Origin of the sequence: Citrobacter sp. EC_71 (assembly GCF_019584005.1) — a bacterium.
Taxonomy (GTDB): Bacteria; Pseudomonadota; Gammaproteobacteria; order Enterobacterales; family Enterobacteriaceae; genus Citrobacter; species Citrobacter werkmanii.
Map to the genome: position 1 here is coordinate 158505 of NZ_VDAY01000010.1, position 20440 is coordinate 178944.

Annotated in this window: 18 protein-coding genes, 2 rRNA genes and 1 pseudogene (1 of these 21 running past the window's edge); 9 read left to right on the forward strand and 12 right to left on the reverse strand. The window is 52.5% G+C overall.

Going from position 1 to position 20440, the window contains the following annotated elements; translation table 11 throughout:
- Nucleotides 1-250: 250 nt before the first annotated feature.
- The 5 genes and pseudogenes from rseC to rseD all read right to left on the reverse strand — a co-directional run bounded on the left by rseC (nucleotide 251) and on the right by rseD (nucleotide 3087).
- Nucleotides 251-715, reverse strand: coding sequence for a SoxR-reducing system protein RseC (rseC, locus tag FHD02_RS13250; RefSeq protein WP_042306646.1), 465 nt, complete (start codon nucleotides 713-715; stop codon nucleotides 251-253).
- Nucleotides 712-1668 carry a sigma-E factor regulatory protein RseB gene (gene rseB / locus FHD02_RS13255; RefSeq protein ID WP_038642710.1) on the reverse strand — a complete coding sequence of 319 codons (957 nt, stop codon included), beginning with the start codon at nucleotides 1666-1668 and terminating at the stop codon, nucleotides 712-714. The genes rseC and rseB overlap by 4 nt, the downstream gene beginning before the upstream one ends.
- Nucleotides 1668-2318 carry an anti-sigma-E factor RseA gene (rseA, locus tag FHD02_RS13260; protein ID WP_008785497.1) on the reverse strand — a complete coding sequence of 217 codons (651 nt, stop codon included), beginning with the start codon at nucleotides 2316-2318 and terminating at the stop codon, nucleotides 1668-1670. Before rseA ends, rseB begins: the two co-directional genes overlap by 1 nt.
- 31 nt (nucleotides 2319-2349) lie before the next feature.
- The gene (gene rpoE, locus FHD02_RS13265; protein WP_003037573.1) at nucleotides 2350-2925 is read right to left on the reverse strand and encodes an RNA polymerase sigma factor RpoE; all 576 of its coding nucleotides are present in this window, start codon (nucleotides 2923-2925) and stop codon (nucleotides 2350-2352) included.
- A pseudogene (gene rseD / locus FHD02_RS13270) lies at nucleotides 2922-3087 on the reverse strand (rpoE leader peptide RseD). The gene rpoE and the pseudogene rseD overlap by 4 nt, the downstream one beginning before the upstream one ends.
- A 262-nt stretch (nucleotides 3088-3349) precedes the next feature.
- Between rseD and nadB the strand changes: the two are divergent.
- The gene (gene nadB, locus FHD02_RS13275) at nucleotides 3350-4972 is read left to right on the forward strand and encodes an L-aspartate oxidase (protein ID WP_220393952.1); all 1623 of its coding nucleotides are present in this window, start codon (nucleotides 3350-3352) and stop codon (nucleotides 4970-4972) included.
- On the opposite strand, the gene trmN is transcribed toward nadB, so the two are convergent.
- Nucleotides 4957-5694 (reverse strand): tRNA(1)(Val) (adenine(37)-N(6))-methyltransferase TrmN, encoded by a 738-nt coding sequence (gene trmN, locus FHD02_RS13280; RefSeq protein ID WP_085048976.1) that lies wholly within the window; start codon nucleotides 5692-5694, stop codon nucleotides 4957-4959. The two genes, nadB and trmN, sit on opposite strands and share 16 nt — an antisense overlap.
- Before the next feature lie 131 nt (nucleotides 5695-5825).
- On the opposite strand from trmN, the gene srmB reads away from it, so the two are divergent.
- Nucleotides 5826-7154, forward strand: coding sequence for an ATP-dependent RNA helicase SrmB (gene srmB / locus FHD02_RS13285; RefSeq protein ID WP_137371289.1), 1329 nt, complete (start codon nucleotides 5826-5828; stop codon nucleotides 7152-7154).
- 17 nt (nucleotides 7155-7171) lie between these two features.
- On the opposite strand, the gene FHD02_RS13290 is transcribed toward srmB, so the two are convergent.
- A complete protein-coding gene (locus FHD02_RS13290; RefSeq protein WP_220393953.1) occupies nucleotides 7172-8068 on the reverse strand; it encodes a LysR family transcriptional regulator in 897 nt (298 codons plus the stop codon).
- A 102-nt stretch (nucleotides 8069-8170) separates the two neighbouring features.
- Between FHD02_RS13290 and eamB the strand changes: the two genes are divergently transcribed.
- On the forward strand, nucleotides 8171-8758 hold the full coding sequence (eamB, locus tag FHD02_RS13295) for a cysteine/O-acetylserine transporter (protein ID WP_042306633.1): 588 nt from the start codon (nucleotides 8171-8173) through the stop codon (nucleotides 8756-8758).
- Nucleotides 8759-8836: 78 nt separating this feature from the next.
- On the opposite strand, the gene grcA is transcribed toward eamB, so the two are convergent.
- The gene (grcA, locus tag FHD02_RS13300) at nucleotides 8837-9220 is read right to left on the reverse strand and encodes an autonomous glycyl radical cofactor GrcA (protein WP_005121223.1); all 384 of its coding nucleotides are present in this window, start codon (nucleotides 9218-9220) and stop codon (nucleotides 8837-8839) included.
- A gap of 317 nt (nucleotides 9221-9537) precedes the next feature.
- Here grcA and ung point away from each other — a divergent pair, with 317 nt between their 5' ends.
- Entirely contained in the window at nucleotides 9538-10227 is a 690-nt protein-coding gene (gene ung / locus FHD02_RS13305; protein ID WP_137360548.1) for a uracil-DNA glycosylase, read from the forward strand.
- A 33-nt stretch (nucleotides 10228-10260) separates the two neighbouring features.
- Here the strand turns inward: ung and FHD02_RS13310 are convergent, their stop codons facing one another.
- The gene (locus tag FHD02_RS13310) at nucleotides 10261-11340 is read right to left on the reverse strand and encodes a tRNA/rRNA methyltransferase (RefSeq protein WP_137360547.1); all 1080 of its coding nucleotides are present in this window, start codon (nucleotides 11338-11340) and stop codon (nucleotides 10261-10263) included.
- Nucleotides 11341-11547: 207 nt separating this feature from the next.
- On the opposite strand from FHD02_RS13310, the gene trxC reads away from it, so the two are divergent.
- The 5 genes from trxC to FHD02_RS13340 all read left to right on the forward strand — a co-directional run bounded on the left by trxC (nucleotide 11548) and on the right by FHD02_RS13340 (nucleotide 17270).
- Entirely contained in the window at nucleotides 11548-11967 is a 420-nt protein-coding gene (gene trxC, locus FHD02_RS13315) for a thioredoxin TrxC (RefSeq protein WP_003037559.1), read from the forward strand.
- A 69-nt stretch (nucleotides 11968-12036) separates the two neighbouring features.
- Nucleotides 12037-12735, forward strand: coding sequence for a tRNA-uridine aminocarboxypropyltransferase (gene tapT, locus FHD02_RS13320; RefSeq protein ID WP_137360546.1), 699 nt, complete (start codon nucleotides 12037-12039; stop codon nucleotides 12733-12735).
- Between the two features lie 36 nt (nucleotides 12736-12771).
- The gene (gene pat / locus FHD02_RS13325; protein ID WP_042306626.1) at nucleotides 12772-15432 is read left to right on the forward strand and encodes a protein lysine acetyltransferase; all 2661 of its coding nucleotides are present in this window, start codon (nucleotides 12772-12774) and stop codon (nucleotides 15430-15432) included.
- A gap of 114 nt (nucleotides 15433-15546) precedes the next feature.
- Nucleotides 15547-16902 carry a CDP-diacylglycerol--serine O-phosphatidyltransferase gene (gene pssA, locus FHD02_RS13335; RefSeq protein ID WP_174330212.1) on the forward strand — a complete coding sequence of 452 codons (1356 nt, stop codon included), beginning with the start codon at nucleotides 15547-15549 and terminating at the stop codon, nucleotides 16900-16902.
- Between the two features lie 32 nt (nucleotides 16903-16934).
- The gene (locus FHD02_RS13340) at nucleotides 16935-17270 is read left to right on the forward strand and encodes a YfiM family lipoprotein (RefSeq protein WP_153687927.1); all 336 of its coding nucleotides are present in this window, start codon (nucleotides 16935-16937) and stop codon (nucleotides 17268-17270) included.
- Here FHD02_RS13340 and FHD02_RS13345 read toward each other — a convergent pair.
- The 3 genes from FHD02_RS13345 to FHD02_RS13355 all read right to left on the reverse strand — a co-directional run.
- Nucleotides 17267-18565 (reverse strand): MFS transporter, encoded by a 1299-nt coding sequence (locus tag FHD02_RS13345; protein WP_220393954.1) that lies wholly within the window; start codon nucleotides 18563-18565, stop codon nucleotides 17267-17269. The two genes, FHD02_RS13340 and FHD02_RS13345, sit on opposite strands and share 4 nt — an antisense overlap.
- Nucleotides 18566-19055: 490 nt before the next feature.
- Nucleotides 19056-19171: ribosomal RNA gene (gene rrf, locus FHD02_RS13350) — 5S ribosomal RNA — on the reverse strand.
- A 94-nt stretch (nucleotides 19172-19265) separates the two neighbouring features.
- Nucleotides 19266-20440 (reverse strand): 23S ribosomal RNA (locus FHD02_RS13355) (it continues 1625 nt past the right edge of the window).

Below are 20440 nucleotides of genomic sequence, written 5' to 3' on the forward strand. Positions count from 1 at the left end.
TACGCCCGCCTGAGCAGGCTCTGAGAAGTCGCTGATCTGAGCTTAACGTCTGTTTAAGTGAAACGCCGCATTCTACACTACAACGCTGAGGCGAGGAAATGTTCATAGAGCAAGGATAGCGGGAACTGGAAACAACCTTACAAAGTCGGTGAAACTTTTGCCGGATGGCAGCATAAACGCCTTATCCGGCCTACGCCTGCATCTGAAAACGCGGTAGGCCTGATAAGCGCAGCGCCATCCGGCAAAGATATCACTGCTGGGTTTCGACGCGAATAAGATCGGGCGGGAGGGCAACGTTCAGAATGACCGGCTGCCAGGCTTCACGTTCAGCAAGCTTACGGGAATATCCGCGGGCGATCAGGAATCCGCCCACGCCACCCAGTACAGCCCCGCTTAATGCCGCCAGATCGGAGCCAAATAGCACCTGGAACAGTGCCGCGAAAAGAAAGAGACCCGCCAGTGGAGACATATAAACCAGCATCGCCGATCCCAACAAGCTCCTCTCGGCAATGCCCAGCTCAACTTTTTGACCAGGGGCCAATGGCTCATCGCTGGGTACCACAATAGTATGTGTGGTCTGCGGTCCAAGTTTATTCAGCACGCGGCTCCCACACCCGGCCCGGGAAGCACAGCTGCTACATGACGCTTTCACATCACAGCTGACCGTCGCCAGACCATTTTGCCAGGAAACGACTGTTGCCCACTCTTTGATCATTGTGCGGCCCTGAACTTGATATTGTCTGCGATACGCTTCGCCGTTTGTGGTGGAAGCTCGCCCACTATCGTAATTTCCGCGTTATCACGCACGCTGGTGCTGACCGTTCTACGCCCGGTTCGCAGCAGTTGATCGGTGCTGTTTTGCGTCGCGCGGTTTACGTTCACGGAGAAACTGAACAGGCCATCCGAATAAAGGCGTGATTCAATCGGCATGTTATCCATGGTTGGCAGCGGGCGTCGACTGCTGGAGACTTCGCTAAAGCCTTGCGGCACCCACGACGGGCTCCAGTTGAAGTTGGTTTTTTCACCCGCAGGAACCGACAGCAACGGCGGTAGATTAGCTTTCGCCAGCGTCTGCATGCTGTCGCTAACGCCGTTGTTTACGGTAAAGGCGATGACGCGGAACTGTTCCAGCGTTTCGCCATCACGATCAAGAAGATCGACACGCATCGGTAGCTTGGTCTCCGTGTCCATCCAGACGATATAGCTGTAACGGGTGCCGTCACGAGCGACAACGCGGATCACTTCACAGAGCCGATCGGCAATGCGGGTGCGGCCTACTGAGATAAAATCATAGTAGGGTGCAAGGCGTTTGAAGTCGGTGTAAATCAGGGATGGCAGAGAGTCAACGATATAGTCGCCGTTCAGCGTGAACGGTTCGAGCCCAGGCTCGAAATAGCTAATTTCATTGCCACGTTGCACCACTTCCCGGCGCGGTCCATCCAATTGCAGCAGTTGCGCTAACGGACGGTTATCCTGGCGGGCATGGCGATAACGTAGGGATTCAACGCCCTGTTTATTGATGCTGACAAATGACAGCTCATAGGTTAGCGACTGGCTGGCCAGATTCATCTGCTGCAACAACGCCCCGGACGCAGGATTGGCCGAGGCGTTTACAGAGAAAAACAGGCTACCAGCCACAAGTGACATGGCAAACCAAAGTTGCTTCATTACTGCGATTGCGTTCCTAAAGTTTGAATTCCTGGCACCTGCACAGCGGCTTGCTGTGTTTGCGCCTGCTCAAACTGAAGCTGTTCAGAGTGCAGTCGACGTTGCAGTTCGTAATCCTGCAACATGGCATTAATACGACGACGCTGCTCCTGTACCTGCTGTTGCTGACCGCCGCTGGCTGTCGCGTCAGAAGGTACACCCAGGCTTACCGGACTGGCTTTACCCATCATCGGTAATGTATTGAATACCGGCGTTTCGGGCTGCTGGGACGTTTCAGATTGACCATTATAGTGCTGGACGCCAACAATAACTGCAAGTGATACACACGCAGCCACGCCCATTTGGGTAAGCTGCGCGGCCCACGGACGCATTTTCTTCCAGAATGGCATTTTCTGCCACTGGTGCGGTGCTGGCTGGGCCTCAGGAATCAATGGCGCCGTCTGACGTACTGGCTCATCCTGGATGGCAGCCATTACGCGGGCGGAAATATCGAAATGGAGAACGTCGGCGGTATCACCTCGCATGGAATCGCGAATCAGGTGATAACTCTCCCAGGTTTTTTGCATTTCCGGGTCATGAGTTAGCTCTTTAAGCAACTCAGTATCCAGCGTTTCGCCATCCATTAAAGCGGAAAGTTTTTCTTTCTGCATGCCTAATACCTTTTCCAGTATCCCGCTATCGTCAACGCCTGATAAGCGGTTGAACTTTATTATCAATAGCTTCCCTCGCTCGGAAGATACGTGAACGCACCGTACCTACCGGACAATCCATGATAGCGGCTATCTCTTCATAGCTCAGGCCATCCAGCTCCCGCAAGGTTATTGCCATGCGTAAATCTTCCGGGAGGGACTCAATAGTTCGGAAAACTATCTGTCTCAGTTCTTCTGACAACATTAAGTTCTCAGGGTTCGAAATTTCTTTCAGTGCACCGCCACTTTCGTAGTTTTCTGCTTCAATCGCATCTATATCACTGGAAGGTGGACGACGCCCCTGAGCGACCAGGTAATTCTTCGCTGTATTGACTGCGATACGATACAGCCAGGTATAAAAAGCACTATCCCCCCGGAACGAGTCCAGCGCACGATAGGCCTTGATAAATGCTTCTTGTACTACATCGGGTACATCGCCCGACGGTACATAGCGAGAAACCAGACTCGCCACCTTATGCTGATAGCGGACTACCAGTAGGTTAAAGGCTTTCTGATCTCCCTTTTGGACCCGTTCTACCAGGACCTGGTCCGTTAACTGCTCGCTCATCCGAGGTAAAGTCTCCCCAAACCAAATTTCCACGCGCTGTCGAAACGCCACTCCATAAGCTTCACTATGAGCAAGCAAATGCTTAGAGTGCTCAAGTTTCGTAAAGTTCCGTTACGCATTTGTTTTTTGTTTGTCATGTTGTAGACAGGTCTTATCTCTCATTATAAGTCTACATAACCCGATCAACGCACTATCTGTAAGAAATGCCCATTTCACCGCTTGCAGAGTAACCCAACGGCCACTTTATTTCATCACATAATCTGATGCTAACGGCCTGCTTCACAAAATAATTTTGCTCATTTCATCCTCGTCTTACTTTTCTTTCATGTTTAGCCATTGCAACACATCTAAAAATAAAACGTGCAGTAACGCGCGTCGTGGTGCTATTGTGAGCAAACAGTGTTTAGTAAATTAAACAAAAATCATGAATACAACTCTTGAATTATCCTGTGACGTGCTGATCATTGGCAGCGGAGCTGCCGGACTCTCACTGGCGCTGCGGCTGGCTGAGAAACATCAGGTTATTGTACTGAGCAAAGGTCCTGTTAGCGAAGGCTCGACGTTTTATGCTCAGGGCGGTATTGCCGCGGTTTTCGATGAAACCGACAGTATCGACTCCCACGTTGAAGACACGCTGGTTGCCGGGGCCGGACTGTGCGATCGTCATGCGGTTGAATTTGTCGCCAGCAATGCCCGCACCTGTGTGCAGTGGCTTATCGATCAGGGCGTGTTGTTTGATACACAGGTTCAGCCCAACGGTGAAGAGAGTTATCACCTGACCCGTGAAGGTGGTCATAGCCATCGACGCATCCTGCATGCTGCGGATGCCACCGGTAAAGAAGTCGAAACCACCCTTGTCAGCCGGGCGCAAAATCATCCCAACATTCGGGTTCTTGAACGTAGCAATGCCGTAGACCTGATTGTCTCCGATAAGATCGGTCTGCCGGGAACGCGTCGGGTGGTCGGCGCCTGGATCTGGAATCGTAATAAAGAAGCTGTCGAAACCTGCCATGCGAAGTCAGTGGTGTTAGCTACCGGCGGCGCGTCAAAAGTGTATCAGTACACCACCAATCCTGATATCTCCTCGGGGGACGGGATTGCGATGGCCTGGCGCGCAGGATGTCGTGTCGCCAATCTTGAATTTAACCAGTTTCACCCAACTGCGCTGTATCATCCGCAGGCGCGCAATTTCCTGCTGACCGAGGCGCTGCGTGGCGAAGGCGCACACCTGAAGCGCCCGGACGGCTCGCGCTTTATGCCCGATTTTGACGAGCGTGGCGAACTGGCTCCCCGCGATATTGTCGCCCGTGCCATTGACCACGAGATGAAACGCCTGGGCGCTGACTGCATGTTCCTCGACATCAGCCACAAACCGGAAGCATTTGTTCGTCAGCATTTCCCGATGATTTATGAAAAACTGCTCGGACTGGGCATCGATTTGACCAAAGAGCCGGTCCCTATCGTTCCTGCCGCGCACTATACCTGCGGCGGCGTGATGGTTGATGACTTTGGCCGCACGGACGTCGACGGTCTGTATGCCATCGGCGAAGTGAGCTACACCGGCCTGCATGGCGCCAACCGTATGGCGTCGAACTCATTGCTTGAGTGCCTGGTTTACGGCTGGTCAGCCGCTGAAGATATCGACAGGCGAATGCCTTACGCACGCGGCGTCACCACACTTCCCGCCTGGGATGAAAGTCGTGTGGAAAATCCGGATGAGTTGGTGGTGATTCAGCATAACTGGCATGAGCTGCGCTTATTTATGTGGGACTACGTCGGAATTGTGCGTACAACCAAGCGCCTGGAACGCGCTCTGCGCCGTATCACCATGCTGCAACAGGAAATCGACGAGTATTACGCTCATTTCCGCGTGTCGAACAATTTGCTGGAACTGCGCAACCTGGTGCAGGTTGCCGAGCTGATTGTACGCTGCGCAATGATGCGCAAAGAGAGTCGGGGCCTGCACTACACGCTGGATTATCCTGAACAACTTCCCGAGTCAGGCCCGTCCATCCTCTCACCGCTAAGTCATCACATAAACAGATAAAACGCCTGGGTCAGCGCCGTGTAACCTTCAGAGTAACGTTGGTCTGGCCCACGGATAACCAACCTGTCGCTAAAGCACTCCCCGGCCTGCGGGGAGAATGCCAACAATACACGATGTGGTAGCCGGGCCTCAGTTTCTGCCACATCCGTACGTAAACGCAAATGCCAGCCCATACTTAATGCCTGCTGGGTAAATGCATTACCAATTTGTTCCGGCAGCACAACACAAAAAAAACCATCTTCTGTAATACTCCCCGCCGCCAGTGCCAGCAATGCTTCATGATCAAGTGCGGTCGTGTAACGTGCCTGCTCGCGCTGCGGCGTGGCGCATTCCACTCCCTGTTCATAATAGGGTGGATTGCTGATAATCAAATCAAAACGCACGGTCTGGCGCGGTATCCATTGCTGCGCATCTGCTGTATGAACGCTGACGCGATGCATCCACGGAGATTGCGCGATGTTCTCCTGCGCCTGCTGCGCGGCGTCAACATCAAGCTCCACGGCGTCAATGATGACATTTTCATCAGTGCGCTGGGCCAGCATCAGCGCCAACAGGCCGCTCCCGGTACCAATATCCAGGATCCGTTTTACGCCCGCAACGGGGGCCCAGGCCCCTAATAAAATACCGTCCGTTCCGACTTTCATTGCACAACGATCATGTGCCACAAAAAACTGCTTAAATGTAAATCCATTACGTCTAAGTACGGATGTAGACTGGGGCATGAAGAACAACCTTCCTGGGAAAAAAAACGATAGCATAGGATAAAAACAATACCTGAGAAGCTATATCCATACAAACAGATGAAGATTGCAGCCGTAACGTCTATAATCAGCGCCCCACACAGAGGTAGAACATGACTGTAACGACTTTTTCCGAACTTGAACTCGATGAAAGCCTTCTGGATGCCCTCCAGGAAAAAGGTTTCACTCGCCCGACCGCCATTCAGGCTGCCGCCATTCCGCCTGCGCTCGATGGCCGTGATGTACTCGGTTCTGCGCCGACAGGCACCGGTAAAACGGCGGCATATTTGCTGCCAGCGTTGCAGCACCTGCTCGACTTCCCGCGCAAAAAATCTGGCCCACCGCGCATTTTAATTCTGACGCCAACGCGCGAACTGGCGATGCAGGTTGCCGAACACGCCCGCGAACTGGCGAAGAATACGCATCTGGATGTCGCCACGATTACCGGCGGCGTGGCTTACATGAACCACATGGAAGTCTTTAGCGAAAACCAGGATATCGTGGTCGCCACCACCGGTCGTCTGCTGCAATACATCAAAGAAGAGAACTTCGACTGCCACGCGGTTGAAACGCTGATCCTCGATGAGGCAGACCGTATGCTGGACATGGGCTTTGCCCAGGACATCGAACATATCGCCGGTGAAACCCGCTGGCGTAAGCAGACGATGTTGTTCTCTGCCACGCTGGAAGGCGACGCGATTAAAGATTTTGCCGAGCGCCTGCTGGAAGATCCGGTCGAAGTATCGGCGGATCCATCGACCCGCGAACGCAAGAAGATCCACCAATTTTACTACCGTGCCGATGACATCGAGCACAAAACGGCTTTGCTGATCCATCTGTTAAAACAGCCGGAAGCAACCCGTTCGATTGTTTTTGTACGTAAGCGTGAGCGTGTGCACGAGCTGGCAGGCTGGCTGCGCCAGGCAGGCATTAATAACTGCTATCTCGAAGGCGAGATGGTACAGATTAAGCGTAACGAAGCGATCAAACGCCTGACCGATGGTCGTGTGAACGTGCTGGTTGCGACCGATGTTGCCGCTCGTGGGATCGATATTCCTGACGTTAGCCACGTGTTTAACTACGACATGCCGCGCAGTGGTGATGCCTATCTGCACCGCATTGGTCGCACAGGTCGCGCTGGCCGTAAAGGTACCGCGATTTCTCTGGTTGAAGCGCACGACCACCTGCTGCTTGGTAAAGCGAGCCGCTATATCGACGAACCTTTGAAGGCACGCGTTATTGACGAACTGCGTCCGACGACTCGCGCCCCAAGTGAGAAATCTAACGGCAAGCCGTCCAAGAAAGTGCTGGCTAAGCGCGCCGAGCAAAAAGCCAAAGAAAAAGAGAAACCGCGCGTGAAGAAACGTCACCGCGACGCCAAAAATATCGGCAAACGTCGTAAGCCGAGCGGAGCTGCTACCCTGCAGTCCGACAAAGAGTAAACCGAATGCCGGGCCATTTAGCCCGGCATTTTTTCACGTGATGCAAAACTCTCTTCAATACACTCAAGAAACACCCGCATCGCCGGGCTAACGACTTTTCCGGCATGATAACCACACAATGCCGTAATTAACTCAGGTTGTTCACTGAACGGTAATTCAATCAACTCCCCTGAACGTAACTCCTTCTCGACAGCAAAACGTGGCAAAAAACTGACGCCAAGATTTGCCGATACGCAGTGCTTTATGCTCTCAATACTCCATAACTCAATCGTATTTTCCAGCGTAATCTGACGCTTACGCAGTAACCCCTCGAAGCGTTGTCTGAAAATACATTGCGGCTCATTAATGATAAAGCTACAGGGAATGTGCTGGTTATGCCGGGTGAAATCAACATGCTGCAGCAGAGGCGACGCAACCAGCACCAGTGACTGATCGCCCAACGGTATCATCTCCAGCGCATCGTCATTACCAACACGATAAAACACGCCCAGATCAACCTCATCACCCAGCAACGCATCGCGAATGACATAGCAGTTGAGCGACTGTAAGGACAACCGCACATGAGGCGCGCGTTGTTTAAAACGCTGTAATACCTGCGGCATTTTATACGCCAGCAGTGTTTCACCGGTCGCAACGCGTAGATCGCCGCTCGGCTGCGTATCCTGCTGCGCTGACTGGCGAATCGATGCCATCACGCGGGTCAGGTCGTGTATATGCGGCATCAACCGTTTGCCCTCACTGGTGAGACACATTCTGCGGCCAATTTTTTCGAACAACTGCACCGAAAGCTCTTGCTCAAGCTGTTGAATATGAAACGTGACGGTCGATTGTGTACAGCAAAGTTTTTGCGACGCCCGCAGGAACGAGCCCTCTTCCACCACCGTTTTTAACGTAATAAATCGACGTAAATCCATCCGCACCAACCCATCGAAATTATCGAACTGAGAATGCAAAAACATTCATTTTTTTAAATGTTTTAACTCGGGTACTGTCTACCAAAACAGAGGAGATGACAAGTGACCCCCATGCTTTTAAGTGCATTCTGGACCTATACATTGATTACCGCGCTAACCCCCGGACCCAACAATATCCTTGCGCTCAGTGCTGCGACGTCACACGGTTTTCGCCAGAGTACGCGCGTGCTTGCCGGGATGAGTCTGGGCTTTTTAATCGTCATGTTGATGTGTGCCGGGATTTCGTTTTCGCTTGCCGCGATGGATCCGGCCATCATCCACTGGCTCAGTTGGGCAGGCGCGGCATATATCTTATGGCTGGCATTGAAAATCGCCACCAGCCCGGCGGCAAACGATAATTTGCAGTCCGAACCGATCGGCTTCTGGACGAGTTTTGGCTTGCAGTTTGTTAACGTCAAAATCATTTTGTACGGCATTACCGCGTTATCCACGTTTGTACTGCCCTATACGCAGGAAGCTCACTGGCTGATTGGGGTGAGTATTCTGCTGGCGCTGATCGGCACCTTTGGTAATGCATGTTGGGCGCTGGCTGGCCATCTTTTTCAGCGTCTCTTTCGCCGTTACGGCCGACAGTTGAATATCATTCTGGCGCTGCTGTTAGTGTATTGCGCAGTACGAATTTTTTACTAACGGATATAAAAAAGCGGAAGACGCGCTGGCATCTTCCGCTTTTGATTCTCTGCTAAACGGGGTTATTCCCCGCGAGCCTTACAGGCTCTCAGTAAAGGTACGAGCAATAACGTCGCGCTGCTGTTCTGGGGTCAGAGAGTTGAAACGTACCGCATAACCAGACACACGGATGGTCAGCTGCGGATATTTTTCCGGATGCTTAACCGCATCTTCCAGCGTTTCGCGACGCAGAACGTTCACGTTCAGGTGCTGGCCACCTTCCACGCGGACTTCCGGCTGTACATCTACCGGCACTTCACGGTATTCGATTTCACCCAGTTTGCTGACGGCAACGACGTCATCTGCATTGAAACCTGCTTTCGCAACGATGCAGCGTGCTTCGCCTTTTTCGCTGTCCAGCAGCCAGAAAGAGTTCAGCAGGTCGTCGTTTGCAGCTTTAGTAATCTGGATACCTGTAATCATTTGATGCCTCCCCGGCAAAATTATTTGATCTCGGTTGGCCGTCATCCGGCCAATTGGTAAAACCATTGTTGCTTGAGTGTATATATACCCCTCACACACCCTTGAATCTTTGATTTAAATCAACAAAAACCACACATGAAAAGTGGTGATAGGTGGATTTTATTGTTTTACATCAACTTACGCCACGTACGCAGCTAAACTTTTTACATAAATTTTCAACTATCTTTAAGACCCAGGCCGTTGAGAAACGTAGAGAATTTTGCGACGTAGTAAGAAGCAGTTAAGCTAGAGGGATTGAAAATTCGCAGGAGAGCGAGATGGCCACCGAATTAACCTGGCACGATGTGCTGGCAGATGAGAAACAGCAGCCTTATTTTGTTAACACGCTACATACTGTCGCTGGCGAGCGTCAGTCGGGTATGACAATTTACCCGCCGCAAAAAGATGTGTTTAACGCTTTTCGCTTTACCGAACTTGGCGACGTGAAAGTCGTCATCCTGGGGCAGGATCCTTACCACGGTCCAGGCCAGGCACACGGTCTCGCGTTCTCTGTTCGTCCGGGTATTTCCACTCCCCCATCGCTGCTGAACATGTACAAAGAGCTGGAAGCGACGATTCCTGGCTTCACGCGCCCAACGCACGGCTATCTGGAAAGCTGGGCACGTCAGGGGGTGCTGTTACTTAATACCGTACTCACTGTCCGCGCCGGTCAGGCACATTCTCACGCCAGCCTGGGCTGGGAAACCTTTACCGATAAAGTCATCAGCTTGATTAATCAGCATCGCGAAGGCGTCGTTTTCCTGCTCTGGGGTTCACACGCACAAAAGAAAGGCGCGATTATTGATACCCAGCGTCACCATGTGTTGAAAGCGCCGCATCCGTCACCGCTCTCAGCACATCGCGGTTTCTTTGGCTGCAATCACTTTGTACTGGCCAATGAATGGTTGGAACAACAAGGTGAAAAACCGATTGACTGGACGCCGGTGTTACCAGCAGAAAGCGAGTAAAAAAATGCCAGCGATTCGCTGGCATTTTTATTATCAGGCTTTGTTCTGACGCCACCACTCCGCGAGCAGTACGCCGGTTGCCACAGATACGTTGAGCGTTTCAACGTTACCCGTACCGTCAATCGCCACGCACAGGTCGTCAGCTGAGCATGCCGCTTCCGGCAGCGCTTCACGCTCACGCCCTAATACCAGCACCATTTTTTCCGGCAGCGTGGTAGTAAACAACGGTTTGCCTTTCACGCTTGAGGTCATCACTACCGTGTAACCTGCCTTACGGAAGTCGTCCAGCACATCGACAATGCTGTCACCGGTGATCGGCTGAACGTGCTCTGCGCCACCTTCAGCGGTACGGATAGCCGCACCTGATTCCAGCAGCGCCGCATCCTGTACCACCACGCCTTTCACACCAAAGTGGGCGCAGCTACGCATCATTCCGCCCAGGTTGTGCGGGTTAGCGATGTCTTCCAGAGCCAGTACGCAATCCTGCGCTCCAGCCTGACCCACCCACTGCTTAACGGTGGTACCGTTACGTTTTTTGATCAGGAAGCAAACACCGCCATGGTGCTCAGTACCGGAAGCTTTCGCCAGCTCTGCTTCGTCAACCACGTGGTAGGCTTTGCGGTTTGCCGCCATCCAGCGTAATGCTTCTTTAAAACGCGGGGTGACGCTCTGCACAAACCAGGCGCGAACAATAGCGTCCGGGCGACTCTGGAACAGAGCCTGACAAGCATTCTCACCGTAAACGCGGGTTTCTTCCGCGCGCTGACGACGTAAGACTTCAGGATCGATAAAACTCTTGCCGCTAATACCGCCATGATCGGCTTTATCCGCCGCATCATCATTCGGTGCGCGGGACACGGTACGCCATGGTGAATCTTCACGTCTGCGATCGCGTTCTGTATCGCGGTCACGACCACGTTCACGGCCGCGTTCGCTGTTCGGACCCTTTCTGTCATCACGGGCAGGGCGACGACCGCCTTCGGCTCGGGAAGTACCGGGGCGTCCGCCGCCTTTACCAGTACGTGGATTTTGGGTGCGTTTATCCGAGTCATCGTCACTGCGGACGTACATCACTTTGACCTTGCCGTTTTTGTTCTTCAGTTCGTCGCTCATGTTTTTCTCCACCTGCTCTGCGCGAAGCGCGCAGATTACCCGATGTGCACGTCGTTAGCCATTATTTCATTTAAAAGCTAAGGACTATTGTACTCATTGAATAAAACGCATTGTTGTTTAGAACAGACTCCCCGATAATATGTAACATAATAGAAACATACTGGCGTCACTGCCATGAAGTCCACACTACTCATCCAGAGGTTAGTTATGAATACCGTTTGTACCAGCTGCCAGGCTATCAACCGCATTCCCGACGATCGTGTCCAGGAAGCGGCGAAATGCGGACGCTGTGGTCACGACCTGTTTGATGGGGAGGTGATCAATGCGACCGGTGAAACACTGGATAAACTGTTAAAAGACGATCTCCCAGTGGTGGTTGATTTTTGGGCCCCCTGGTGCGGGCCATGCCGTAACTTTGCCCCAATTTTTGAAGATGTCGCGGAAGAGCGTAGCGGTAAAGTGCGTTTTGTTAAAGTAAATACGGAAGCCGAGCGTGAACTCAGCGCCCGCTTCGGTATCCGCAGTATTCCGACCATCATGATCTTCAGAAAAGGTGAAATCGTCGACATGCTCAATGGCGCCGTCCCTAAGGCACCGTTTGATAGCTGGCTTAACGAATCACTATAATCTCTACGGGGCGCATCTTGTGCCCCGTTTTCACCTCTGCGACAATGGCGTTTTTCAACGTGTTTCCCCATGACCGATAACGCTGTTCTTCAGTTACGCGCTGAGCGCCTCGCGCGCGCCACCCGTCCTTTCCTCGCCCGAGGTAACCGTATTCGTCGCTGCCAGCGCTGCCTGCTGCCGCTGAAACTCTGCTTGTGTGCAACATTAGTACCGTCTGAGGCAAAAAGCCGTTTTTGTCTGGTCATGTTTGATACCGAGCCAATGAAGCCCAGCAATACGGGACGTTTAATCGCCGATATTTTGCCAGATACCGCGGCTTTTCAGTGGTCACGCACCGAACCGCCGCAGGCGCTGCTTGAGCTGGTGAAGAATCCTGATTACCAGCCGATGGTCGTGTTCCCGGCTTCCTATGCGGGCGAAGAGCGCGAAGTGATTTTCGCGCCGCCAACCGGTAAACCGCCATTGTTTATTATGCTCGATGGCACCTGGCCGGAAGCGCGTAAAATGTTCCGCAAAAGCCCGTACCTCGACAACCTGCCGGTGATCTCCGTTGATTTATCGCGCCTATCTGCTTATCACCTGCGTGGTATTCACGCCGAAGGGCAATACTGTACTGCCGAAGTGGCTATCGCTTTGCTGGATCTGGCTGGTGATACGCAAGCTGCGGAAGGATTAAGCGCTCACTTCACGCGCTTTAAAACCCGTTACCTGGCAGGAAAAACCCAACATCAGGGGAGCGTCACAGCAGACTCCACAGAAAGCGTTTAAAATCATTCGGTCACTGGAGTCATTAAGGAAGCCGATATGAGTCAACGTGGTCTGGAAGCACTACTGCGACCGAAATCCATTGCGGTGATTGGGGCGTCGATGAAGCCTAACCGCGCGGGTTACCTGATGATGCGTAATCTGCTTGCCGGCGGTTTCAATGGGCCAGTTCTACCGGTGACGCCCGCCTGGAAAGCGGTATTGGGCGTACTGGCCTGGCCCAATATCAGTAGCTTGCCTTTTAGCCCCGACCTCGCCGTATTGTGCACCAATGCCAGCCGTAACCTGGCATTACTCGAAGCACTTGGCGAGAAAGGCTGTAAAACCTGCATTATTCTTTCGGCTCCCGCGGCCCAACATGCAGAACTGTTGGCCTGCGCCTCACGCTATAAAATACGCCTGCTGGGTCCCAACAGCCTGGGACTTCTCGCCCCCTGGCAGGGGCTTAACGCCAGCTTTTCCCCCGTCCCGATTAAGCGCGGCAAGCTGGCTTTTATCTCTCAATCCGCCGCCGTATCCAATACCATACTCGACTGGGCACAGCAGAGAGAAATGGGCTTTTCTTACTTCATCGCGCTGGGTGACAGCCTGGATATCGACGTTGATGAACTACTGGATTACCTGGCACGCGACAGCAAAACCAGCGCGATATTGCTCTATCTCGAACATTTGAGCGATGCCCGGCGCTTTGTCTCTGCCGCCCGTAGCGCCGCGCGCAACAAACCCATTCTGGTGATTAAGAGTGGCCGTAGCCCGGCAGCGCAGCGTTTACTGCACACCAGCGCCGGAATGGACCCAGCCTGGGACGCAGCAATCCAGCGCGCCGGTTTATTGCGAGTACAAGACACTCACGAGCTGTTCTCAGCGGTCGAAACCCTGAGTCACATGCGCCCGCTGCGTGGTGACAGGCTGATGATCATCAGTAACGGCGCCGCACCTGCCGCACTGGCATTGGATGAGCTATGGTCGAAAAATGGCAAACTCGCCACGCTGAGTGAAGATACCTGCCAGAAATTACGCGATGCGCTACCAGCCCATGTTGATATCGGCAACCCGCTGGATCTGCGTGACGATGCCAGTAGCGAACACTATGTAAAAGCGCTGGATATTTTGCTCGCCAGTCAGGACTTCGACGCGCTGATGGTGATTCATTCGCCCAGCGCCGCCGCCCCCGGGACCGAAAGCGCGCAAGCGTTGATCGAAGCAGTAAAGCAGCATCCACGAGGGAAATTTATCTCCTTACTGACCAACTGGTGCGGGGAGTTTTCTTCTCAGGAAGCCCGTAGGCTATTTAGCGAAGCAGGGTTGCCCACCTACCGTACGCCGGAAGGGACCATCACCGCGTTTATGCATATGGTCGAGTATCGGCGTAACCAGAAGCAACTGCGAGAAACGCCTGCGCTACCGGACTACCTGACCACTAATACTGCCGAGGCGCATAATCTGTTACAGCAAGCGATTGCCGAAGGAGCCACATCGCTGGACACCCATGAAGTGCAGCCGATTTTACAAGCTTATGGCTTACACACGCTCCCGACCTGGATCGCCAGCGACAGCGCGGAAGCTGTGCATATCGCAGAGCAGATCGGCTATCCGGTGGCGCTCAAGCTGCGTTCACCTGATATCCCGCATAAGTCGGAAGTTCAGGGGGTAATGCTCTACCTGAGAACGGCAACAGAGGTACAGCAGGCCGCGAACGCGATTTTTGATCGGGTGAAAATGGCCTGGCCGCAGGCGCGCATCCACGGTTTATTAGTGCAAAGCATGGCGAATCGCGCTGGCGCGCAGGAGCTTCGCGTCGTCGTTGAACACGATCCGGTATTTGGCCCGCTGATTATGCTGGGTGAAGGTGGGGTTGAGTGGCGACCAGAAGAGCAAGCCGTGGTTGCATTGCCGCCATTGAACATGAATCTGGCGCGTTATCTGGTGATCCAGGGGATCAAAAATAAGAAGATCCGCGCTCGTAGCGCGCTACGCCCACTGGATATCGCCGGACTAAGCCAGCTTCTGGTGCAGGTATCCAACCTGATCGTCGATTGTCCGGAAATTCAGCGTCTGGATATCCATCCGCTGCTGGCCTCTGCCGGTGAATTTACCGCGCTGGACGTCACGCTGGACATTGCCCCTTTCACAGGCGATAACGAAAGCAGATTGGCTGTACGCCCCTACCCTCATCAGCTTGAAGAGTGGGTGGAGTTGAAGAACGGCGAGCGCTGCCTGTTCCGCCCCATTTTGCCAGAGGATGAACCTCATCTGCAGCAGTTCATTTCTCAGGTAACAAAAGAAGATCTTTATTATCGCTATTTTAGTGAGATCAACGAATTTACCCATGAAGATTTAGCCAATATGACACAGATCGACTACGATCGTGAAATGGCCTTTGTCGCTGTGCGTTGTAGAGATAATCATGAAGAGATCCTCGGCGTGACGCGAGCTATCTCGGATCCTGATAACGTAGATGCCGAGTTTGCCGTCCTGGTTCGTTCTGATCTCAAAGGACTTGGACTGGGTCGCCGATTGATGGAAAAATTAATTGCCTATACCCGAGATCACGGACTTAGACGTTTGAATGGTATTACGATGCCAAACAATCGCGGTATGGTCGCCCTGGCCCGGAAACTCGGGTTCGTTGTTGACGTCCAACTCGAAGAGGGGATTGTTGGGCTAACGCTTAATCTGGCCCAATTTGAGGAATCGTGAGTAAGGTACTGGAAATGTTGACCACATTAATGGGTACTGGTGGTATCATTGCCCGCTTATGTCGTCTGCATAGCACAGAGGACCCTTCAATGAACAGAGAAGAAATGCACTGTGATGTTGTCAAAATTTAAGCGTAATAAACATCAACAACACCTTGCCCAACTACCCAAGATTTCTCAGTCAGTTGATGATGTAGATTTCTTTTATGCTCCCGCTAATTTCAGGGAGACTCTGCTGGAAAAAATAGCCAGCGCGACGCGACGGATCTGCATTATTGCGCTGTACCTGGAACAGGATGACGGTGGCAAAGGCATACTCGACGCGCTCTATGCGGCAAAACGGCAGCGTCCTGAACTGGATGTCCGGGTGCTTGTCGACTGGCACCGAGCCCAGCGCGGGCGCATTGGTGCTGCGGCATCAAATACCAATGCTGACTGGTATTGCCGCATGGCGCAAGAAAACCCTGGTATCGATATTCCTGTCTATGGCGTGCCGATTAACACGCGCGAAGCCCTTGGCGTTCTGCATTTCAAAGGCTTTATCATCGATGACAGCGTCCTGTATAGCGGTGCCAGCCTGAACGATGTTTATCTGCATCAGCATGATAAATATCGCTACGACCGTTATCAGTTGATTCGCAACGCGCAAATGGCCGATATCATGTTTAATTGGGTGGCGCAAAACCTGATGAATGGTCGCGGCGTTAATCGTCTTGATGATATCAATCGCCCTAAAAGCCCGGAAATTAAAAACGACATTCGCTTGTACCGTCAGGAACTGCGGGATGCGTCATTCCATTTTCAGGGGGATGCGGATAATGAACAGCTTTCTGTTACGCCGCTGGTTGGACTCGGAAAATCCAGTCTGTTAAATAAGACTATTTTCCACCTCATGCCCTGCGCAGAGCACAAACTCACGATTTGTACCCCTTATTTCAATCTGCCCGCCATACTGGTGCGCAATATCATTCAACTGCTGCGTGAAGGGAAAAAGGTCGAAATCATTGTCGGTGATAAAACTGCCAACGACTTTTACATCCCGGAAGATGAGCCTTTTAAAATCATCGGCGCGCTGCCTTATCTGTATGAAATCAATCTGCGCCGTTTCTTGAGCAGATTGCAGTATTACGTGAATACCGACCAGCTGGTCGTACGCCTATGGAAAGATGATGACAACACCTATCATCTGAAAGGTATGTGGGTTGATGATAAATGGATGCTGCTCACCGGCAACAACCTTAACCCTCGCGCCTGGCGTCTGGATCTGGAAAACGCCATCCTTATTCACGATCCTAAGCAAGAGCTCACCCCTCAGCGCGATAAAGAGCTGGAGCTTATCCGTACGCATACTACCGTCGTTAAGCACTATCGCGACCTGCAAAGCATTGCTGACTATCCAGTCAAAGTGCGTAAGCTCATCCGTCGACTACGCCGTATTCGTATCGACAGATTAATTAGCCGTATTCTGTAATCAAGACCCCGTCCAGTGACGGGGTTTTTCATATGGAGGCAACGGTGCGCCTGTTCATTCTTACCAGTATCCTTGCCATTTCGGGCTGCAGCCATATGGCTAACGACCAGTGGAGCGGGCAAGACAAAGCTCAACACTTTATCGCCTCCGCCATGCTTGCCGCAGCCGGCAATGAATATGCCCAACATCAGGGCAACAGCCGCGATCGCAGTGCGGCTATCGGCCTGATGTTCTCAGTCAGCCTGGGTGCATCAAAAGAGCTGTGGGACAGCCGTCCCGCTGGGAGCGGCTGGAGCTGGAAGGACTTCGCCTGGGATGTTGCAGGCGCATCTACCGGCTATGCGGTCTGGCAACTAGCACATTACTAGAGGCGCAGACCTTTCCCTTTCCCATGCAGCATTAGCGATACTAAAAACGCAACGACTGCCAGCGCAGTGACGTACCAGAAGAATGTCGTTTCCATACCAACAGACTTCAGGGACAACGCGACATATTCGGCTGAACCGCCAAACAGCGCATTGGCCACCGCATAAGATAAGCCGCCCCCCAGAGCGCGCACCTGTGCCGGGAACATTTCGGCCTTCAGAATACCGCTAATTGACGTATAGAAACTGACGATTAACAGAGCACACATCACCAGAGCAAACGCCATATACGGGGATGTTACGCTTTGCAATGCTGTCAGAATGGGAACGGTGAAAATCGCGGCCAACGCGCCAAAACACAGCATTGAAGTACGTCGGCCAATTTTATCAGACAAGGCGCCGAACAACGGTTGTACCAGCATGAACACACACAGTGCCACCGTCATAATCCCACTGGCTACGTTGGCATGCATACCGGCTGTGTTAACCAGGTACTTCTGCATATAGGTTGTGAACGTGTAAAAACACAACGAACCCGCGGCGGTAAAACCAAGCACCATGACAAAAGCTTTGCGATTACGCCACAGACCTTTCAGGGAACCCGCTTCTTTCAGCGCGCGAACATCCTGTTTCGAGGTTTCATCCAGTTGGCGACGCAGCCATAGCGCAACTATAGCCAGCACGGCGCCCAACGCAAATGGAATACGCCAACCCCACTCTCTGAGCGCTGAGTCTTCTAACGTGTGCTGTAATATGACCACAACCAGCAATGCCAGTAACTGTCCGCCGATTAACGTTACGTACTGGAATGAAGCATAAAAACCTTTCTTACCTTCAACGGCGACTTCACTCATATACGTCGCGCTGGTTCCGTATTCACCACCGACAGATAACCCCTGGAATAGCCTTGCCAGCAGTAATAGCGCAGGCGCCCAGGTACCGATAGTTTCATATCCCGGTAGACAAGCGATCACCAACGATCCCATGCACATCATACAAACGGACAGCAACATGGACTTTTTACGCCCGTGCTTATCCGCGATACGGCCAAACAGCCAGCCTCCAATTGGTCGCATCAAGAAGCCAGCGGCAAAAACGCCAGCGGTTTGTAAGAGTTGTGTGGTGGTATTTCCTGATGGAAAAAAGATATGAGCAAAATAAAGAGAGCAGAATGAATAGATATAGAAATCAAACCATTCGACCAGATTCCCTGATGATGCTCCGACAATCGCCCATATACGACGACGGGTATCGCCGTCTGCCAGCGCCCCGTTCTCAGTTACACTACTATCAGCCATTAGAATTGTACCCCTGCCAACGATCGCGTGAATTTATCAATGATGGTTGTGTGTTTTTTAGTGAATAGAATGTTATATAATTGTTATATCTTATTGTGCGGTAAAGATCACGATTTTAATTAGCAGAGAAAGGATTCAGATGTGTTCGAGGGAGAGATCCGTGTAGTAGATCGAGACAGTGTGCTTTTGTTGGCCGATTAAGGCTGTTACGCCGCATCCGGCAATGTACCGCCGCGTTGCCTGATGCGCTACGCTTATCAGGCCTACAAAATACATTCAGCCCGGCCCCTGTAAGCCGGATAAGGCGGTACGCCGCATCCGGCAATGTACCGCCGCGTTGCCTGATGCGCTGCGCTTATCAGGCCTACAAAATACGTTCAGCCCTGCCTCTGTAGGCCGGATAAGGCGGCACGCCGCATCCGGCGGTTTTCATCCCGCACAGACGCAAAAAAGCCCATCCGTCAGGATGGGCTTCTTCACTTTATTTGATGCCTGGCAGTTCCCTACTCTCGCATGGGGAGACCCCACACTACCATCGGCGCTACGGCGTTTCACTTCTGAGTTCGGCATGGGGTCAGGTGGGACCACCGCGCTACAGCCGCCAGGCAAATTCTGTTTATCAACACGCTTTTGCATGTCGATGTAATCTGTAATCAAGCTGAATTTCGATGTCTCTTCGCCAAAACATCTTCGGCGTTGTAAGGTTAAGCCTCACGGTTCATTAGTATCGGTTAGCTCAATGTATCGCTACACTTACACACCCGACCTATCAACGTCGTCGTCTTCAACGTTCCTTCAGGAGACTTAAAGTCTCAGGGAGAACTCATCTCGGGGCAAGTTTCGTGCTTAGATGCTTTCAGCACTTATCTCTTCCGCATTTAGCTACCGGGCAGTGCCATTGGCATGACAACCCGAACACCAGTGATGCGTCCACTCCGGTCCTCTCGTACTAGGAGCAGCCCCCCTCAATTCTCCAGCGCCCACGGCAGATAGGGACCGAACTGTCTCACGACGTTCTAAACCCAGCTCGCGTACCACTTTAAATGGCGAACAGCCATACCCTTGGGACCTACTTCAGCCCCAGGATGTGATGAGCCGACATCGAGGTGCCAAACACCGCCGTCGATATGAACTCTTGGGCGGTATCAGCCTGTTATCCCCGGAGTACCTTTTATCCGTTGAGCGATGGCCCTTCCATTCAGAACCACCGGATCACTAAGACCTGCTTTCGCACCTGCTCGAGCCGTCACTCTCGCAGTCAAGCTAGCTTATGCCTTTGCACTAACCTCCTGATGTCCGACCAGGATTAGCTAACCTTCGTGCTCCTCCGTTACTCTTTGGGAGGAGACCGCCCCAGTCAAACTACCCACCAGACACTGTCCGCAACCCCGATTAGGGGCCCACGTTAGAACACCAGCCATTAAAGGGTGGTATTTCAAGGATGGCTCCATGCAGACTGGCGTCCACACTTCAAAGCCTCCCACCTATCCTACACATCAAGGACCAGTGTTCAGTGTCAAGCTATAGTAAAGGTTCACGGGGTCTTTCCGTCTTGCCGCGGGTACACTGCATCTTCACAGCGAGTTCAATTTCACTGAGTCTCGGGTGGAGACAGCCTGGCCATCATTACGCCATTCGTGCAGGTCGGAACTTACCCGACAAGGAATTTCGCTACCTTAGGACCGTTATAGTTACGGCCGCCGTTTACCGGGGCTTCGATCAAGAGCTTCTCCTTACGGATAACCCCATCAATTAACCTTCCGGCACCGGGCAGGCGTCACACCGTATACGTCCACTTTCGTGTTTGCACAGTGCTGTGTTTTTAATAAACAGTTGCAGCCAGCTGGTATCTTCGACTGATTTCAGCTCCACGGG

Bases quoted from the DNA above. Each gene is read 5' to 3' on its own strand.
- pssA (WP_174330212.1), top strand. From the start codon at position 15,547: ATGTTGTCAAAATTTAAGCGTAATAAACATCAACAACACCTTGCCCAA.
- rseA (WP_008785497.1), bottom strand. From the start codon at position 2,318: ATGCAGAAAGAAAAACTTTCCGCTTTAATGGATGGCGAAACGCTGGAT.
- ung (WP_137360548.1), top strand. From the start codon at position 9,538: ATGGCCACCGAATTAACCTGGCACGATGTGCTGGCAGATGAGAAACAG.
- FHD02_RS13310 (WP_137360547.1), bottom strand. From the start codon at position 11,340: ATGAGCGACGAACTGAAGAACAAAAACGGCAAGGTCAAAGTGATGTAC.
- trxC (WP_003037559.1), top strand. From the start codon at position 11,548: ATGAATACCGTTTGTACCAGCTGCCAGGCTATCAACCGCATTCCCGAC.
- rpoE (WP_003037573.1), bottom strand. From the start codon at position 2,925: ATGAGCGAGCAGTTAACGGACCAGGTCCTGGTAGAACGGGTCCAAAAG.
- grcA (WP_005121223.1), bottom strand. From the start codon at position 9,220: ATGATTACAGGTATCCAGATTACTAAAGCTGCAAACGACGACCTGCTG.
- FHD02_RS13340 (WP_153687927.1), top strand. From the start codon at position 16,935: ATGGAGGCAACGGTGCGCCTGTTCATTCTTACCAGTATCCTTGCCATT.
- FHD02_RS13290 (WP_220393953.1), bottom strand. From the start codon at position 8,068: ATGGATTTACGTCGATTTATTACGTTAAAAACGGTGGTGGAAGAGGGC.
- pat (WP_042306626.1), top strand. From the start codon at position 12,772: ATGAGTCAACGTGGTCTGGAAGCACTACTGCGACCGAAATCCATTGCG.
- srmB (WP_137371289.1), top strand. From the start codon at position 5,826: ATGACTGTAACGACTTTTTCCGAACTTGAACTCGATGAAAGCCTTCTG.
- FHD02_RS13345 (WP_220393954.1), bottom strand. From the start codon at position 18,565: ATGGCTGATAGTAGTGTAACTGAGAACGGGGCGCTGGCAGACGGCGAT.
- trmN (WP_085048976.1), bottom strand. From the start codon at position 5,694: ATGCCCCAGTCTACATCCGTACTTAGACGTAATGGATTTACATTTAAG.
- rseC (WP_042306646.1), bottom strand. From the start codon at position 715: ATGATCAAAGAGTGGGCAACAGTCGTTTCCTGGCAAAATGGTCTGGCG.
- nadB (WP_220393952.1), top strand. From the start codon at position 3,350: ATGAATACAACTCTTGAATTATCCTGTGACGTGCTGATCATTGGCAGC.
- tapT (WP_137360546.1), top strand. From the start codon at position 12,037: ATGACCGATAACGCTGTTCTTCAGTTACGCGCTGAGCGCCTCGCGCGC.
- rseB (WP_038642710.1), bottom strand. From the start codon at position 1,668: ATGAAGCAACTTTGGTTTGCCATGTCACTTGTGGCTGGTAGCCTGTTT.